Genomic DNA, 14,496 nt, shown 5'->3' on the forward strand with positions numbered 1-14,496 from the left:
CCCGCTGGATGTAGGGACCGCGGTGCGTCAACCGCTGGGACTACGTCCCTGGGCTGATGATCAATCAGTGGCCGCTACCTACCATTGAAAACACGCGCCCGCCGCATCTCACCCCCGTGTGCGGGGGGCGCGTCCTGATCGATTCGGCTGCCTGCCGACCAAACTCGGCTCGCGGGATCGTAACCGACCGGATCCGCCGCCGGGGCAGGCTGACGGCGGATCAGCTCTCCCAGTCGCGCAGCTCCTGTTCCACCAAGCCCGAGGAGCGCTGGTAGAAGTCGGCCCAGCTGGACCAGGCGGGATCGGCCAGCACCATGGCCCGCGCCTCGTCGAGCCCGTACCGCGCGGGGCCGCCGAGGAGCTCGCGGGTGAGGACGACGCCCACCCAGGGCGGGGTGCCGGCCGCCACCATCGCCTGCTGGACCTCCGGCATGCTGGTCCGGTCGAGCAACTCGCGATACCGCTCCACCCATGGCGTCAGCCACCAGCTGCGCAGGGCCGGCCCGTCGAGATGCCGCACGGCCGGGTCGTCGAAGGTCGGAGCCAGCGCCGCCGTCAGCCGGGACGAGTACTCCTCGGGCGATCCCTCGATGTGCGGGTACTCCGCCGCGAAGTCGTGCCAGTCGACGTGCTGCCCCACCTCGGCGATGGTGGCCAAGGTGATCGGCTGCATCGCGTAGTGGGGCTCGGCGCCCAGGAAGGCGTCCCGCAGGACCTGCCAGCGCAGCCCGGACCGCTCGGCGAGCAGCACGGCGTCGTAGAGGTCCTTGCCCTGCGGATAGGCGTCGGTGACCAGCCACATGAGCTTCCAGGCCAGCGAGAGCTCCGCGCCGGCCGCGTTCAGCCGCGCCCCCGGACCCCCGGAGCCGCTGGTCACCAGGACGGGCTCCGGCGAGGCCGGCAACTGCTCGTTGAAGACGAAGTCCAGCTGGATCGCGCCCCCGGGAAGCCCTTCGGCCGTCCACGGCAGGACCAGGCGCCGGCCGGGGACCCGGTCGTACGTCCAGATCTCCTCGCTCACCGCCGACGCCGCGTCGAACCGCACCGCACCAGGGGCGACCGCCGCCGACCGCTCGACCGCCGCCGACCGCTCGACCGCCACCGGCCGATCGGCCGCCGCCGACCGCTCGACGGTGCGGGCAAGGCCGTCCAGCATCGCCCCCGTGCGGTCCTCCTCGATCCGCCACTCCGGTGGCACCACCACGAAGTCCAGGTCGCCCGGCTCCCGGGCCGCCTCGCCGAACCAGGTCCGCAGCAGCACGCTGCCGCGCAGCACCAGATGGTCCACCCAGGCCGAGTCGGCCACGGCCGCCAGCACCAGGTCCATCGCGCGGCGGCGAGCCGCTGCCCACTGCGCCGCCAGCGCCGGATCCGCGAACTGCGGGTCGGTGGCCCGGTAGGCGCGGGCGTGCTGCTTGAGCGCCGGATCGAAGACCGGGCGCTGCACGGCGCGCGGGTCCTCGATCGGGCGCAGCGTCAGCGGAAGGTCCAGGTGCGCTCGCACCCCGTCCGCGAGCGGTTCTTTGGGTAGCTCGGCGCCGAGCCAGCCGAGTGCCCGCCAGGCGTCGTTCATGAAGTCCCCTCCTCGATCCAACCCTCGTCCACCGAGAGATTGCCGTCGAACACCACGAACTCCCGCTCCACCGACAGGACTTCGGCGATCCCACTGCCACGGATCACCGCGACCAGCCGCTCCAGCGCCCGGCCGGCGGCGGGCAGGCCGACACCGTGGCAGCGCTGCGTGACGAAGCGCTGCTCCCGGCCCCGGCCGTCACTGCGGCGGGCGTTCCAGGAGACGTGCGCGCCGTGCGAGGCGACTCGGGCGGCCAACTCCGCACGCTGGTCGGCCGGATCGAGCACCACCTTGATGTGGTGCTCGAAGTACACCCCGGGGCCGAGGGCGGCCGACTCGGCGTCGGACCCGGGTACTCCCGGCACCCAGGGCGCCGCCTCCACCTTGACCCGGACCGGCCGGAAGCCGGCGGTCCGCAGCTCGTGCACGGCGGCCGCGACCTGCGCCCGGTGCCGAGCGAGCGCCGCCGATCCGCGCAGCGTCACCATCGGCTGTGACACCATCCGCCCACGGGCCAGCACGATGTGGGTGAACTTCAGGCTCCGGTCCCGCGCCCAACCGGCCAGTCGGCCCAGGTCGTCCGCAGCGCACTCGACCGTGATGTGCGTCTCGAAGTCACCGACCGTGCCGTCGGCGACGGCCAATGGCACGGTCGGGGCAGGGAGGACCGGGGTGGCTGGCATGGGAGCGATCATCGCAGGCCGGCAAGATCCGGGCCACTTCCGGCAGGCGCTCAGGGCAGGTCAGGGCGCTGGCGGTTGACCATGTCGAGCAGCGCAGCGTGGGTCTCCTGGTCGGCGGCGACGAGCAGGCCACCGGCGCCGGTGTGCAGCGGCTGGCCGTGGATGCCGGTCACCACGCAGCCGGCGGCCCGGCACAGGGCGATCCCGGCGGCGAAGTGCACGCTGTCGTCGAGGTGGCCGTCGGTGACGTAGGCGGCCCGGCGGCCGGCGGCGACCCAGGCCACCGCAAGGGTGGTGGAGACCACGCGCGGGCGGAACCGCTCCACGAACGCCGGCTCGGTGAGCAGCCGGGCCGCGCGGAAGCCGGGGGCGTTGGGAAAGGGCGGGTCGAGGTTGAGGTCGACCAGCCGTGAGTCGGCCGAGGGGACCAGCGGCTCGTCCTGGTCGCCGCTGCGCAGCCAGGCCCGTTCGCCGTCGGTCCAGAAGACCTCGTCGGTGAACGGGTCGGCGGCAGCGGCCGCGGTGATGTCAGAGCCCGTCCGCAGGGCGACGTTGACCGCGACCAGCAGATTGCGCACCGCGTAGTTCAGGGTGCCGCACAGCGGATCGACCAGCCACCGGCGCCGCGCGTCCGCACGGCCGAGCTGCCCGGCCTCCTCGCCGGTCACGGCGTCGTCGGGCCGGGCGGCGCGCAGCACGTCGAGGATGGCCTGCTCCGCCGCCAGGTCCGCGGCCGTCGCGAAGTCCCCGGCCCCCTTGTCGAACCGGTCCAGCGATGCCCCGAACATGTCGCGCACCACGGCCGCCCCTGCTCGTGCCGCGGCGCGGGCTGTCTCTGTATCGGTTGCGGTGGTCGTGATCGTCATGGTGGGAGCATAGGCGTCGGCAGGTCGGTGCACGGAGCGAAGGACTCCAGGTGAGCCAGGCGGCTGAACTGGGTTGCCGGGCTGGGCTGGTGGACGGCGGCCTGGAGCGCGCTCAGGTCGCCCGGTCGCGGGCCGGCTTGGTCGGCGGGAGGGCGAAGTCGTCCCCGTGGGTGGTGATGACGGACGGCACATCGTGGGCCAGGCCATCGAGTTGGCGGAGCCGGGTGACCGCACCGGTGAGGGCCGCGGTGCCCACCTCGTGGTGGCACCGAGCATGCGGCGGCGGGACTGCGCGCCGGAGTTGGAGTTGTCGAGGGGCATCGACGTTCCCCCTGTGCGGCCGCGGTCAGTGGAGCGCGTCGAGGGCGGCCTTGGTGGCCTGGGCGATCAGGGCGTCGTCCGACTTGGCGTCGGGCTTGCCCCGGTCCGTCAGCACGGCGATGACGATGGGGGCGTGGCCGTCGTTCGGCCAGAGGATCCCGATGTCGTTGCGGGTGCCGTAGCCGCCGTTGCCGGTCTTGTCGCCGACCTTCCAGCCGGTGGGCACGCCCGCCCGGATGTACGGGCCGCCGGTGGTGTTGCCCACCAGCCAGTCGGTGAGCAGCTGCCGGTGGTCGCCGGCCAGGGTGTCGCCGAGGACGTACTGGCGCAGGTCGGTGGCCATCGCCCGGGGCGTGCTGGTGTCGCGGGTGTCGCCCGGGGTCGCCTCGTTGAGGGTCGGCTCGGTCCGGTTGACGTTGGTGGTCCGGTCGCCGAGGTCGCGCAGGGCCTGCTGCACGGCAGCCGGGCCGCCCAGCTCGGCGGTGACCAGGTTGGCGGCCGTGTTGTCGCTCTGCTCGATGGCGGCGGTGGCCAGATCGCGCAGCTTCATGCCGTCGGCCACGTGCTTCGAGGTGACAGGCGCCCACGACAGGACGTCCTCCTGGTGGTAGGTCACCACCTTGTCCAACTCGGCGTCGGAGGCGTGCCGCAGCAGGGTGCCGACGGAGAGCGACTTGATGGTGGAGGCGAAGGCGAACCGGTCGTCCGCGTGGTAGGCCACCTCGCGGCCGCTGCCGGTGTCGAGTGCGTACAGGCCCGCCCGGGCGCCGAACTGTTGTTCGAGCTGGGCGAATGCCTCGGTGGAGGGGGTGGGGCTGCCGGCGGCGGAGCGCGGTGCGGCCGGGGCGGCCGGTGCGGCGGCCTTGCTCGCCGAGCAGCCGGCGAGCAGGGCGGCCGCGAGCAGGGCGGCGGCGGACCTCGGGAACAGGGGCGTCATCAGCGGGTCTCCTCGACGGGTTGCCGAACCTCGGGTTGCTATGAGTCTGGGGTTGCCGAGCCTGGGGTTGCCGAGCCTGGGGTTGCCGAACCTCGGGTGTGACGTCAGCTAAACAGGTCGTGAGCGGACCAGTCCAAGACCCTGATCGTGACCGGAGTGATAGTGAATTGCCTATGATTGCTGCTCATGGACCTGCTGCGGCACCTCCGCTACTTCCGCGCCGTTGCTGAGGAGGGTCACGTCGGCCGGGCCGCGGAACGTCTGCGGATCGCCCAGCCCTCGCTCTCCCAGCGGATCCAGCGCCTCGAACGCGAGCTGGGCGTCACGCTCTTCGACCGTGGTCCGCGCGGCGTCACCCTCACCCCGGCGGGCCGGCTGCTGCTGGCAGACGCCGACGAAGTGCTGGAATCCACCGCGCGGCTCCTCGGCACCGCGTCCGACCTGCGCACCGGCCGAGCCGGCACCCTGCGCGCCGCCCTGCCGCCCGACCTCGGCCCGGCCGCGGTGGCCGCCCTGCTCACCCGGTTCCGGGCCGCGTCCCCGGGCACCCAGCTGGACGTGCGGGAGCTCCCGGTCACGGCGGTGACCCGTGAACTCGCCCAGCACACCGTGGACGTCGCGATAGTCCGCCACCCCTGCCCGGCCGTCGGGCTGGCCTTCGGGGCGGTGCTGCACCAGCCGGTCGGCGTGCTGCTCGCCGCCGACAGCCCCCACGCGGACCGTGCGGAGCTGGCGCTGGCCGACCTGACCGGCCGACAGCTGGTGCTCTTCCCCCGCGCCACCGCCCCGGCCCTGTACGACGAGATGCTCACCACGCTGGCTCGGCACGGCTGCACCCCGGCGGCCCTGGTCGACCAGCACCACGGGTCGGACGTCGCCCGCGCCCTGGTGCTCACCGGCACCGCCGTCGCCCTGGCGCCCCGGACCGCCCCGCCACCCGGTACCGTCTGGCGTCCACTGGTCGGAACCCCGCTGACCTGGCGTACCTCCACCGCCTGGCCGGCCGGCGCAGGCGGGCCGGCCGTCGGACTGTTCGCCGAGGCGGCGCAGCAGGCCCTCACCGACCCCGGCGGCCTGCTGGCCGAGCCGCCCAACCGCCCGCTCTTCCCCCGGCCCGCCACGGAGTTTCCGCTGTGAGAAGCGATACCAGCAACGCCAGCGCCCGCACCCGGATCGCCGAGGCCTTCGCCGAGGCCGGAGTGACCGGTCTGCTGCACGCCCGCGACCTCGATGCCGGCACCGAACTCGCCCTCGGCGCGGACACCTTGGTGAGCACCGCCAGCGTCCACAAGCTCTGTGTACTCACCACGCTGTTCCGCCACGCCGGGGCCGGCCGGATCGACCTGACCCGCCGCCTCGACATCCCGGCCTTCGGCCGCACCGACGGCCCCACCGGGCTGGCCGCGATGCTGGACGCCGCACGGCTCTCGCTGCGCGACCTCGCCTACCTGAGCATCGCCGTCAGCGACAACACCGCCGCCGACCTGCTCTGGGACGAGCTCGGCCTGGACGCCGTCAACGGCACCATGGCCGACCTGGGTCTGACCCGCACCGTCGCCGTGCACAAGATCCGCGACATGATCGCGGCGCTGCGCCAGGACACCGGCTCCGGCTCCCCGGTGGACCCGGCCGTCGTCGCACGGCTGCGCGTCCTCGACCCCGCCTTCACCAACCGCAGCACCGCCCGCGAGATGACCGCACTGCTCGCCGCGATCTGGCACGACCGGGCCTGCCCGGGCGAACACGGCGCCGCGCTGCGCCGACTGCTCGGCCTCCAGGTCTGGCCGCACCGGCTGGCCTCCGGCTTCCCGTTCGACGATGTGCGGGTGCACGGCAAGACCGGCACCCTGCCGACCCTGCGTCATGAGGTCGGCGTCATCGAGTATCCGGACGGCGGCCGCTACGCCGTGGCGGTCTTCACCCGTGCCACGGCCACCAGCATCACCCTCCCCGCAGCCGACGCCGTGATCGGCACCGCCGCCCGCCTCGCCGTCGATGCCCTTCGGGCTCCGGTGGGCTAGTTTTGCTTCCTCACGGCCGGAGTTGTGGAACGAAGGAGTGGGACAGTGGGCATATTCGGGCGACGCAAGAAGGAGGCGGCCGAGCGGGTCGATGGGAGCGGTGCCGCCGAGCTCCAGGCGATGCGCGACGCGGCCGCCCAGGCCTACACCGCGGGCGACTACCCGGTGGCGGTCCAGTTGCTGCGCATCCTGATGGACGCCGGTGACACCGGGGTCGCGCCGCTGCTCGGGTCCGCGCTGGGGCTGATGGGCAACTTCGACGGTGCGGAGGACGTGTTCCGCGAGTCGTCCGCCGAGGGGGACTTCCGTGCCACGTACGCGCTGATCGGCCTGCTGCAACGCAAGCCGGGCGCGGCCCTTGGCGGGGAGGAGCAGTGGGACCTGCTGGGCGTGGCCACCAAGCAGTTGCACGACGAGGTCCGGCCGCTGGTCGACGCCGGCCGACTGGCGGAGGCGGAGGCGCTGCTGCGGATCGGCGCGGATGCCGGCGACCCGATGGCGCAGGAGAGCCTGGCCAAGGTGCTGATGCAGCGCGACGGTGACAACCCCGAGGTGGCCGCCGAGGCCAAGGTCTGGCTGGAGCGGGCGATCGCCGCAGGTCTGCGGGACGCGGCGCAGACCCTGGAGGCCGTCGAGGAGGTGCTGCGCTCAAACGGGCGCTGACGGAAAGGGCGCTGACGGGAGGGGCGGTGTCGCAAGGGGCGGTGTCGGGAGGGGCGGTGTCGCAAGGGGTGCTGACGGGAGGGGCGGTGTCGCAAGGCCTGGTGACGCAAGGGGTGCTGACGCAAGGCCTGGTGACGCCAGCGCCTCCTGGTAGCGGAGCACGACCAGCCGGGCCAGCGCGTCATGGGTGCCCAGCGGCGCGGCGGTGAGGCAGGCGCCGGAGGCGGCCGCGCGGCGGGCGAAGAAGCCGGGGCTGAGCAGGTATTCGGCGACGGCGACCTGCCGGTGCCCGGCGGCCCGCAGCGCGGTGACCGCCTCGGCGGGGCTGGGCCCGGCGCCGCACAGGTTCGCCGGAACGACGGGCGGGCGGCCGGGCAGGCGCTCGCGCAGCAGGGCGGCCATCGCGGTCGTGTCGACGCCCGCGGCCGGGTCGGTGGAGCCGGCCGCCGCCAGCACCAGGGCCGACCGCGGTGCCCGTGGCCGCCAGCCGGCCGCGTGCAGACGGTCCGTCAGCGCCGCCGCCAGCAGCGGGTGCGGCCCCAGCGGGCGGGCGATCCGGGCCTGGAGGCGGGGCGCCGCGGCTACGGCGGCGGGGATGTCGACCCGGTGGTGGTAGCCGGTGCCCAGCAGCAGCGGCACCAGTACCACCGCGCCGCGCAGTCGGGTTAGCGCCTCGGGGAGCGAGGGGGAGACCAGGTCCAGGTAGCAGTGCTCGACGCGCAGGTCGGGTCGCAGCGCCCGGACCCGGGCCAGCAGCGCCTCGGTGGTCGCCACCCCGGCCGCCGCCCGGGTGCCGTGGGCGACGGCGAGCAGGGTCGGGCGGCCGGGCACGCCCGTCACCCCGTCGCCAGCCGGTAGCCGCGCTTGGGCACGGTGCGGATCAGGTCGCTGTGCCGGCCCAGCGACTGTCTCAGCCGGGCGATCGCGGCCTCCACCGCGTGCTCGTCGGCGTCCGAGTCCGCCCAGGCGCGGCGCAGCAGTTCGGGACGGCTGAGCACCCAACCCGGGTGCTCGGCGAGGGCGCGCAGCAGGGTGGCGCTCTTGGGCGAGAGCCAGTGGCTCTCGCCCGCCACCAGCAACACGTTTCCCTGGAGCACCAGTTCGCGGCCGGCCACGGTCAGCACCTGCCGACTCCGGGCGGGGAGCGCCTCGGTGAGGGTGCGCACCAGGGCACCGAGCCGACCGCGTTCCGGCCAGACCACCGGGATGCCGGCCGCCACCAGCGGGCGCGCGCAGACCGGGCCGACGCAGACGGCGAGGGTCTCGCCGCGCAGCGCGTCCAGCACCGGCCCGTCCAGCCCGTCGGATCTCGCCGTGGCGAGGAAGGCGGTGATCGCGGGCGCGCTGGTGAAGGTCATCGCGTGGATCTCGCGGCGGGCGGTCTGCTCGACCAGCCGCCGCACCGGGCCCGCGTCATCCGGTGGCGCCCAGCGGTAGACCGGCACCGAGATCACCTCGGCGCCGCGTTCCCGCAGGGCGGCGGCGAAGTCGTCGAGCGGGATGCCGTGCTCCTGCACCGCGATCCGGCGGCCGGCCAGTGGGCGGGCGAGCAGCCAGGTCAGCAGTTCGTCGGTGGCCTCGGTGCGCGGCGACCAGGCCTCGTCCAGGCCGCTGGCCCGGACCGCGCCGGTGGCCTTCGGGCCGCGGGTCAGCACCAGCGCGTTTCGGCAGGCGGCGGCCAGTTCGGCGCCCCGGCCCCAGCCGTCGGCGGCGCTCATCCAGCCGCGCCAGCCCAGGCCGGTGGTGGCCACCACATAGTCCAGCGGCGCCCGCAGGCACTGCTCGGTGGCCTGGCGCAGCGCCAGGTCGTCCTCCAGCGGCAGGATGCGCAGCGTCGGCGCCTCGATGACGCGCGCGCCGCGCCGGGTGAGCAGCGCGACCAGTTCGTCGCGGCGCCGTGCGGCGGTGACGCCGACGGTGAAGCCGGTCAGCGGCGGATGTTCGGTGGTGCCCATGGACGCAGGTTCGAGGGCTCCTGTTACCGGGAGGTTGCCTGGTGATCAAACCGACGTTAGCGAAACGCCTTCTGGTGTTACGACGGATGTCGGCCGGCCCACCCCGTCCCGGTCACGGCGTGAGCAAGGTGTGCCGTGGGCGCAACACTCGGGACAAGGCCGTGTAACGCCCACCCGTCAGATTCGTCGCCATGACCACCACCACCCCGGTCGCGACGGCGACGCACTGCCCGTGCTGCTCACTGCAGTGCGGCATGCTGCTCGCGCCGACGGCGATCGGCAGTGCGGTGCCGGTGGAAGTGCGTGAGCGCGCCGGATTTCCGGTCAACCGCGGTGCGCTGTGCGGCAAGGGCCGGAACGCCGCTGCGCTGCTGGCCCCCGGTGTCCGCCTCAGCACGCCGCTGGTGCGCACCGACGGGGGCGAACTGCGCGCCGCCACCTGGGCCGAGGCGCTGGACCGGGTGGCGGCGGGCCTCGCCGCGATCCGGGCCGAGCACGGCGCGGACGCGGTGGGGGTGTTCGGCGGCGGGCTGACCAATGAAAAGGCCTACCAGCTCGGCAAGTTCGCCCGGGTCGCGCTCGGCACGGCGACCATCGACTACAACGGCTGGTTCTGCATGTCCTCGGCGGCCGCCGCCGGCCGGCTCGCCTTCGGCCTGGACCGTGGCCTGCCGTTCCCGCTCGCGGACATCCCGCACACCGACTGCCTGATCCTGGTCGGCGCCAACCCGGCTGAGACCATGCCGCCGGCCGCTGCGCTACTTCCGCGAACTGCGCGAGAACGGCGGCACCTTGATCGTGGTGGACCCGCGCTGCACCGGCGCCGCCGACCAGGCCGATCTGCACCTGCAGCCCGTGCCGGGCACCGATCTGGCGTCGGCGCTGGCTCGAGTACGCGGCCTTCGGCGACGTCCAGCCCGACGAGCACCCGGAGTTGGACGTGCTGCGCCTGACCGACGCCACCCGCGGCAGCTACAAGAAGCTGGTGCTGCGCGGCGATCGCCTGGTCGGCGCGATCCTGCTCGGCGACCTGGCCGCCGTCGGCGACCTCGCGCGCGCCCTGGAGCACGACGACCCCCTCCCGGACCACCCCCTGCACCTGCTCACCACCCTTGGAGCCGCCCGATGACGACGGAACACCGCCCGCGCGACCTGGTCCTGGTCGGCCACGGCATGGTCGGCCAGCGCTTCCTGGAGGCCTTCGTCGAGCAGCCGGGCGCGGCCGACTGGCGGATCACCGTGCTCGCCGAGGAGCCCCGCGCCGCCTACGACCGGGTCCACCTCACCTCCTGGTTCTCCGGCACCAGTGCCGACGAGCTGTCGCTCACTCCGGCCGGCTTCCTCGCCGAGCACGGCATCGACCTGCGCCTCGCCGACACCGCCGTGGCGATCGACCGCGCCGCCCGCACCGTCGGCTGCGCGTCCGGCACGGTGCTGCGCTACGACGCGCTGGTGCTGGCCACCGGCTCCTACCCGTTCGTGCCACCGGTTCCCGGCCATGACGCGGCCGGCTGCCACGTCTACCGCACCATCGAGGACCTGGAGCGGATCCGCGCCGAGGCCCAGACCGACGGCACCACGATCGGCGTGGTGGTCGGCGGCGGACTGCTCGGCCTGGAAGCCGCCGGCGCGCTCACCGCACTCGGCCTGCAGACCCACGTGGTGGAGTTCGCGCCGCGCCTGATGGCCATCCAGATCGACGAGGGCGGCGGGCGGCTGCTGCGCCGCAAGATCGAAGACCTCGGCGTCAACGTCCACACCGGTGCCGGCACCCAGGCGATCCTCACCGGAGAGGACGGCCGGGTCCGCGCGATGGGCCTGTCCGACGGCCGCGAACTCCCCGCCGACCTGGTGGTCTTCTCCGCCGGCGTGCGGCCCCGCGACCAGCTGGCCCGGGACTGCGACCTGCCGGTGGGCGAGCGCGGCGGCATCGTGGTCGACGAGCGCTGCCGCACCCGCGACCCGCACGTCTACGCCATCGGCGAATGCGCCCTGGCTGCGGACGGCAAGGTCTACGGCCTGGTCGCCCCCGGCTACGCGATGGCCGAGACCGCCGCCCGCTCGCTGGCCGGCGAACTGCGTGACGAGCACCACTTCACCGGCGCCGACACCTCCACCAAGCTCAAGCTGCTCGGCGTCGACGTCGCCAGCTTCGGCGACGCCCACGGCGCCACCGAGGGCGCCGTCGACGTGCTCTACAGCGACAGCCGCTCCGGCGTCTACAAGAAGCTGGTCATCGGCGGCGACGGGCGGCTGCTCGGCGGTGTGCTGGTCGGCGACACCGAGTCCTACGGCCTGCTGCGGCCCCTGGCCATCGGCGGCAAGCCGCTCACCACCGCGCCCGGGCACCTGGTGCTGCCGGCCGGGCTGGCCCCGGCGAGCGGGCCGGTCGCGCTGCCGGACGAGGCGATCGTCTGCTCCTGCCACAACGTCACCAAGGGCGAGATCCGCGCGGCCGTCGCCGACCAGGGCTGCGCCACCGTACCCGAGGTCAAGAAGTGCACCAAGGCCGGGACCGGTTGCGGCAGTTGCGTCAAGCTGCTCGGCACCATCGTCGCCGACGAGCTGGCGGCCGGCGGCGTCACCGTCGACAACAGCCTGTGCGAGCACTTCGGGCAGACCCGCAGCGAGCTCTACGAGATCGTCCGAGTGACCGGCATCACCGGCTTCGCCGAGCTGCTGGACCGCTACGGGCGCGGCGGCGAGGGCTGCGACCTGTGCAAGCCGGCCGTCGCCTCGATCCTCGCCGGCCTGGCAGGAGGCCACATCCTGGACGGCGAGCAGGGCGCGCTGCAGGACACCAACGACCACTTCCTGGCCAACCTGCAGCGCAACGGCTCCTATTCGGTGGTGCCGCGGATCCCCGGCGGCGAGATCACCCCGCAGGGGCTGATCACCATCGGCGAGATCGCCCGCGACCACGGCCTCTACACGAAGATCACCGGCGGCCAGCGGATCGACCTGTTCGGCGCCACCGTCGACCAACTCCCGCGGATCTGGCGGCGCCTGGTCGACGCCGGCTTCGAATCCGGCCACGCCTACGGCAAGTCGCTGCGCACCGTGAAGTCCTGTGTAGGCCAGGCCTGGTGCCGCTACGGGGTGCAGGACTCGGTCGGCCTCGCCATCGAACTGGAGCTGCGCTACCGGGGACTGCGCTCCCCGCACAAGCTCAAGGCCGCCGTGTCCGGCTGCGCCCGCGAGTGCGCCGAGGCCCAGGGCAAGGACTTCGGCGTCATCGCCACCTCCGCGGGCTGGAACCTCTACGTCGGCGGAAACGGCGGCATGACACCTCGTCATGCCGACCTGCTGGCCGCCGACTTGGACAAGGAGACCCTGCTGCGGACCATCGACCGGTTCCTGATGTTCTACATCCGCACCGCCGACCGGCTGGAGCGCACCTCGGTCTGGCTGGAGCGGATCGAGGGCGGCCTGGACCACGTCCGGCAGGTGGTGCTGGAGGACTCGCTCGGCATCTGCGCCGAACTGGATGCCCTGATGGACCGTCACATCGCCTGCTACCAGGACGAATGGGCCGCAGTGCTGGCCGACCCGGACCGGCTGCGCCGCTTCACCTCCTTCGTCAACGCCCCCGGCGCGCCGGACCCGACGGTGACCTTCGTCCCGGAGCGCGACCAGATCCGCCCCGCCCGCCCCGACGAGGACGGGCGCGTCCTCACCCCGGCACTGATCGCCGGCCCCCACCTGGAGGTGCGCAGCGCATGACCGAAACAACGGGTATGACCGACACCGGTACCGTAGAGATCCTGGAGGGCCGGCAGTGGACCCGGATCTGCGACTACGAGCAGCTGACCCCCGGCCGCGGCGTCGCCGCGCTGAGCGCCGAAGGACAGCAGGTCGCCGTCTTCCGGGACCGCTCGGGCGCGGTGTACGCGGTGGACAACCGCGACCCGTTCAGCGGCGCCTACGTCCTCTCGCGCGGCATCCTCGGCAGCCGCGCCGGAGCCCCGACCGTCTCCTCCCCGATGTACAAGCAGGTCTTCGACCTGCGGGACGGCCGCTGCCTGGACGAGGAGACCGCCCCCGACGGCCGGCCCGCAGTGCTCCGGGTCTGGCCGGTGCGGATCGCGCAGGTGGCCGCATGACGGCCACCGCGGTCAAGGACGCGGCCCGGACGCGGGCGATCACCGACTGGAGACCGGAGGACGACGACTTCTGGGCCGAGGGCGGGGCCACGGTGGCCAGGCGCAACCTGCTCTTCTCGGTGCTGTCCGAGCACATCGGCTTCTCGGTGTGGAGCCTCTGGTCGGTGCTGGTGCTCTTCCTCGGCCCGGCCTACCACATCGACCCGGCCGGCAAGTTCACGCTCACCGCCCTGCCCACCGCCCTCGGCGCGCTGCTGCGGCTGCCCTACGGCTACGCGGTGGCCCGGTTCGGCGGCCGCAACTGGACGGTTGTCAGCGCCCTGCTGCTCCTGGTGCCGACCGCGCTGGCCGCCCTGGTGCTGCGGCCCGGCGTCTCCTACGGCACCCTGCTCGCGGTCGCCTGCGTCGCGGGCGTCGGCGGCGGCAACTTCGCCTCCTCGATGGCCAACATCAACGCCTTCTACCCGCAGCGGCTCAAGGGCTGGGCGCTCGGCATCAACGCCGGCGGCGGCAACCTCGGCGTGCCGGTCGTGCAACTGGTCGGCCTGGCCGTGCTCGCCACCGCCGGCGCCGCCCACCCCAGGCTGGTCCCGCTGGTCTACCTCCCGCTGATCGTGCTGGCGGCGCTCGGCGCGGCCCTGAAGATGGACAACAACCCCGCGCTGAAGAACGACCGGCGCGCGCTGCCCGAGGTGCTGAGGGAACCGCACAGCTGGGTGGTGTCAGTGCTCTACATCGGTACCTTCGGCAGCTTCATCGGGTTCGGCTTCGCCTTCGGGCAGGTGCTCCAGGTGCAGTTCCACCAGACCTTCGACAGCCCGGTGAAGGCCGCCTACCTGACCTTCCTCGGCCCGCTGCTGGGCTCGCTCTGCAGGCCGGTCGGCGGGCGGCTCGCCGACCGCCACGGCGGCGCCGGAATCGCCCTGGCCGCCTTCCTGCTGATGGCCGTCGGCACCGGGATCGTGTTCGCCGCCTCCCGGGCCCACTCGCTGCCGCTCTTCCTGACCGGCTTCACCGCCCTGTTCGTGCTGAGCGGCATCGGCAACGGCGCCACCTACAAGATGATTCCGGCCGTCTTCCAGGCCCGGGCCCGCGCGGCGGTCGAGGCCGGCGCCGACCCGACCACCGCCGAGCACGACTCCCGCCGCCGCGCCACCGCACTGATCGGACTGGCGGGCGCCATCGGTGCGTTCGGCGGGGTGCTGGTCAACCTCGCCTTCCGGCAGTCCTTCCTGGCCGGTGGCAACGGCGATGCCGCCTACCTGGCCTTCCTGGCCGCCTACGCGCTCTGCTCGGTGCTGACCTGGGCGGTGTACCTGCGGCCCGGCGCGGGAAAGATCGCAGCCGGTACCATCTGACGGCCCGTCCGGTTCG

The 14,496-nt window shown here is 73.6% G+C and carries 13 protein-coding genes and 2 pseudogenes; 8 read left to right on the top strand and 7 right to left on the bottom strand.

The genetic code is table 11. The features are described from left to right. Positions 1 to 220 precede the first annotated feature (220 nt). From P3T35_RS36635 to bla, 5 genes are all read right to left on the bottom strand, one after another. Positions 221 to 1,573 carry a nucleotidyl transferase AbiEii/AbiGii toxin family protein gene (locus P3T35_RS36635; protein WP_101378439.1) on the bottom strand — a complete coding sequence of 451 codons (1,353 nt, stop codon included), beginning with the start codon at positions 1,571 to 1,573 and terminating at the stop codon, positions 221 to 223. Beyond that, on the bottom strand, positions 1,570 to 2,256 hold the full coding sequence (locus tag P3T35_RS36640; protein ID WP_280709341.1) for a hypothetical protein: 687 nt from the start codon (positions 2,254 to 2,256) through the stop codon (positions 1,570 to 1,572). The genes P3T35_RS36635 and P3T35_RS36640 overlap by 4 nt, the downstream gene beginning before the upstream one ends. Before the next feature lie 50 nt (positions 2,257 to 2,306). Beyond that, positions 2,307 to 3,122 carry an inositol monophosphatase family protein gene (locus tag P3T35_RS36645; RefSeq protein WP_101384750.1) on the bottom strand — a complete coding sequence of 272 codons (816 nt, stop codon included), beginning with the start codon at positions 3,120 to 3,122 and terminating at the stop codon, positions 2,307 to 2,309. Between the two features lie 112 nt (positions 3,123 to 3,234). Continuing rightward, on the bottom strand, positions 3,235 to 3,378 hold the full coding sequence (locus P3T35_RS36650; RefSeq protein WP_180356253.1) for a hypothetical protein: 144 nt from the start codon (positions 3,376 to 3,378) through the stop codon (positions 3,235 to 3,237). A 90-nt stretch (positions 3,379 to 3,468) separates the two neighbouring features. Further along, a complete protein-coding gene (gene bla / locus P3T35_RS36655) occupies positions 3,469 to 4,380 on the bottom strand; it encodes a class A beta-lactamase (protein WP_101378438.1) in 912 nt (303 codons plus the stop codon). A gap of 186 nt (positions 4,381 to 4,566) precedes the next feature. Here bla and P3T35_RS36660 point away from each other — a divergent pair, with 186 nt between their 5' ends. The 3 genes from P3T35_RS36660 to P3T35_RS36670 are packed head-to-tail and all read left to right on the top strand — an operon-like array spanning position 4,567 to position 7,064. Further along, positions 4,567 to 5,517, top strand: a complete 951-nt coding sequence (locus P3T35_RS36660) for a LysR family transcriptional regulator (protein ID WP_101378437.1) — start codon at positions 4,567 to 4,569, stop codon at positions 5,515 to 5,517. Next, positions 5,514 to 6,401, top strand: a complete 888-nt coding sequence (locus P3T35_RS36665) for a serine hydrolase (protein ID WP_101378436.1) — start codon at positions 5,514 to 5,516, stop codon at positions 6,399 to 6,401. Before P3T35_RS36660 ends, P3T35_RS36665 begins: the two co-directional genes overlap by 4 nt. A gap of 45 nt (positions 6,402 to 6,446) precedes the next feature. Then, entirely contained in the window at positions 6,447 to 7,064 is a 618-nt protein-coding gene (locus P3T35_RS36670) for a hypothetical protein (RefSeq protein ID WP_101378435.1), read from the top strand. Here P3T35_RS36670 and P3T35_RS36675 read toward each other — a convergent pair. Then, entirely contained in the window at positions 7,050 to 7,895 is an 846-nt protein-coding gene (locus P3T35_RS36675; protein ID WP_280709342.1) for a sirohydrochlorin chelatase, read from the bottom strand. The genes P3T35_RS36670 and P3T35_RS36675 overlap by 15 nt on opposite strands. Before the next feature lie 5 nt (positions 7,896 to 7,900). Beyond that, complete coding sequence (locus P3T35_RS36680) at positions 7,901 to 9,019, bottom strand: uroporphyrinogen-III synthase (protein WP_101378434.1); 1,119 nt, start codon at positions 9,017 to 9,019, stop codon at positions 7,901 to 7,903. A gap of 191 nt (positions 9,020 to 9,210) precedes the next feature. Between P3T35_RS36680 and P3T35_RS36685 the strand changes: the two are divergent. From P3T35_RS36685 to P3T35_RS36705, 5 genes and pseudogenes are all read left to right on the top strand, one after another. After that, positions 9,211 to 9,904: pseudogene (locus tag P3T35_RS36685) on the top strand (molybdopterin-dependent oxidoreductase); the annotation flags it as partial. A gap of 1 nt (position 9,905) precedes the next feature. Next, positions 9,906 to 10,148: pseudogene (locus tag P3T35_RS36690) on the top strand (NAD(P)/FAD-dependent oxidoreductase); the annotation flags it as partial. Then, positions 10,145 to 12,742, top strand: a complete 2,598-nt coding sequence (gene nirB, locus P3T35_RS36695; protein WP_101384749.1) for a nitrite reductase large subunit NirB — start codon at positions 10,145 to 10,147, stop codon at positions 12,740 to 12,742. The pseudogene P3T35_RS36690 and the gene nirB, both read left to right, overlap by 4 nt. Then, positions 12,739 to 13,122, top strand: a complete 384-nt coding sequence (nirD, locus tag P3T35_RS36700; protein ID WP_101378433.1) for a nitrite reductase small subunit NirD — start codon at positions 12,739 to 12,741, stop codon at positions 13,120 to 13,122. The genes nirB and nirD overlap by 4 nt, the downstream gene beginning before the upstream one ends. Further along, entirely contained in the window at positions 13,119 to 14,480 is a 1,362-nt protein-coding gene (locus P3T35_RS36705; RefSeq protein WP_101378432.1) for a nitrate/nitrite transporter, read from the top strand. Before nirD ends, P3T35_RS36705 begins: the two co-directional genes overlap by 4 nt. Positions 14,481 to 14,496 lie beyond the last annotated feature (16 nt).

It is taken from the genome of Kitasatospora sp. GP30 (assembly GCF_029892145.1).
GTDB lineage: Bacteria > Actinomycetota > Actinomycetes > Streptomycetales > Streptomycetaceae > Kitasatospora > Kitasatospora acidiphila.